General features: G+C 37.9%; 2 protein-coding genes. Both read right to left on the bottom strand.

Annotated elements, in window-relative coordinates; translation table 11 throughout:
* Positions 1–56 precede the first annotated feature (56 nt).
* The gene (istB, locus tag EKG35_RS20475) at positions 57–806 is read right to left on the bottom strand and encodes an IS21-like element helper ATPase IstB (RefSeq protein ID WP_126296396.1); all 750 of its coding nucleotides are present in this window, start codon (positions 804–806) and stop codon (positions 57–59) included.
* A complete protein-coding gene (istA, locus tag EKG35_RS20470) occupies positions 799–2,325 on the bottom strand; it encodes an IS21 family transposase (RefSeq protein ID WP_185807851.1) in 1,527 nt (508 codons plus the stop codon). The genes istB and istA overlap by 8 nt, the downstream gene beginning before the upstream one ends.
* Between the last annotated feature and the right edge of the window lie 129 nt (positions 2,326–2,454).

Genomic DNA, 2,454 nt, shown 5'->3' with positions numbered 1-2,454 from the left:
TGTAAACGTCAACCCCAAATGAACATTTTTTGCTCATTTACGATGAACACTTTTGATTAGTTGAAAATCTTTTGTTGATGTTTTAATCGGTGACTTTCGTTGTTCATATGAATAACCTCAACTCGGTGTAACAGGCGATCTAATATGGCCGTCATCATCCCTTGATTCTCTACTAGCTCTGTCCATTCTTCTGGACTTCGATTGGATGTTAAGATGAGAGAACTCTGTTCATATAATTGGTGAATTAATTGGAAGAACAGTGTTGCTTCTCGTTGATCCATCGCCATATACATGACATCATCAATAATAATTAGGTCGGAAGCACGGAGCCGCTTTAATTGAATTTTTGATTTGTTTGTAAATTCTTCGGTTTTTAGCAGCTGAATTAATTCTCCCATGGTCACGAAATACACTTGAAATCCTTTTTGAATCGCTTCAATCCCCAGTCCAACCGCTAATAAGGTTTTACCTGCTCCAGGCGGTCCGAGTAAGATTAAATTGTAGGCTTGTTCTAACCACTGGTACTCACGTAACTGCTTTAATTGGCGCTCTGTAACGGCTGTTTGCTCGTCCAAATGAAACATATTTAACGGTTTATAGAACGGAAATCGCGCCCAATTCAATCGCTTTTCAATACTTTTTTCTTCGCGCCTTTTCAGTTCAAAGGTGGTTAGCTGTTCTATAAATTCTAAGTACGTCCATGATGTTTGCTCTGCTTGACGAAGGAGCTCTGGAAGTTCCTCCGCTGTTTCTGCTAATCGTAACTGTTTAAATGCTTGCTGAATTTCTGTGACACTTTTACTCATTCACTTTTCCTCCCATTCGTTGAACATACGCCTTTAAATCTCTTGTTTCTACGGGTATTGAAACAGATTTTGTAGAATCTACCAGTATATCAAGAATGGGTTCGGGTTGCTGCCGTTTTAAATAGTCAACGATATCACGAAATGCATTTGCACTATACAATTTTTCACGCATACATTTTTTAAGTGCAGTAGAAATCCACTCTGGATTCTCTTCAGCTACTTTTTGTAAAAGAAGTAATTGATCTCGACGATAACGCCCGTATGTATGACAAATTTCTTCAGTAAACTGACGCGATTCTTCCGTACTTGGAAATAAAGTGAGCACATGTTGTTTTAACGTATCAATCGTTCTAGAACGATCACGCGCATGGTTTGGATTTTTAATCAGTCTTCCTTTTTCTAAACTAATTGTATGCTTAGCAAGAATTTCACCAGAGGTTGATTCTACTATAATTAATTGTTGCCCATTAATTTGCAGTTTTACTTGAGGGCATTTTGTATACGTGCCAATCGGAACGGAATAGCGATTGGATTCAAAGCGAATCGTGTTGTCCTTATTCACATTCCTTGTTATAATTTCTGTAGGGTTGCTTTCTGAAAATGAAAGCGTTGAGGAGGTCTTTCTTAAGTGTTGCTTTTCCAGGAGAAACACTTCGAAAGGTCTCTTTTTTGTTGTCTGATGCACTTTGAAGTTACCCGTTCGTTCTAGCCATTTCCACGCTTTTTCATTCCAGTCTTCAATCGTTGAAAAGACACGGTGAATAGCGAAATTCTTCTTCACATATTTCACGACGTTTTCAATTTTCCCTTTCGATTCAGGGTCTGCTTTTCGACAAAGATAAATCTTAAATTTCCTTTCATTCACATACTGTTGGAATTCCTTTGTTAAAATAAGATCCCCTGCATTTTCGCTGACCGCTATGAGATTGTCTTGATCATAAACGATTTCTTCGGGCATCCCTTCAAAATAACGAAATGCATTCTCATGACAACGAATCGTATCACGTGTAGTAAAGGGTCGGTCTTGCCATTCCATATATTTTTGACGGGAATGAGCCAATACAAAGGCAATGAAATAGAGCTTCACTTCTTTTTTCTGTGTGGTCTTTTGAATCGTTTGTCCCCAATCAACTTGCATTTGTTTCCCTGGTGGTTGCTCGACAACTGCTTCGTATTCTCTAGGTTCAGCCGTTTTTTCAATTTGATATATTTCCCTCATCTCATTGACATACCGACGAACAGTGCTTTCCCCAACTTCGATCGTAGGGAATTTTTCTTGAAGCCAATCTAACATCTGAGCGCCACTCATACTTGGATTTTCTTGTAACCAATTCACAACCCAATCTCGGTAGGGGTCTAACTTTTTCTTACGCTCAATGGTTCCAAATTCTTCAACAGCTTCTTCAAATGTCATGTTCAAATATTTATACACTGTATTACGTGAAACTTTTAACTGCCTTGCAATTTGCGAAATACGCAATTTCCTTTCATGTAAACGATGAATATCAATATATAACACTAGCTTCTCCTCCATTAGTACAGCCTCCCAATAAACTAAATAATACTAGTTTACTAGAAGTGTATTGAATAGTGAAAAAGTGTTCAAACCAAATGAGCAAATTCTGTTGATTCTATTTTAGCGTTTACA

Origin of the sequence: Lysinibacillus telephonicus (genome assembly GCF_003966145.1) — a bacterium.
Lineage (GTDB): Bacteria > Bacillota > Bacilli > Bacillales_A > Planococcaceae > Ureibacillus > Ureibacillus telephonicus.
This window is presented reverse-complemented; position numbering and strand designations above follow the sequence as displayed.

Excerpts from the sequence above, each read along its gene's own strand:
- istB (WP_126296396.1), bottom strand. The coding sequence starts at position 806 with ATGAGTAAAAGTGTCACAGAAATTCAGCAAGCATTTAAACAGTTACGA.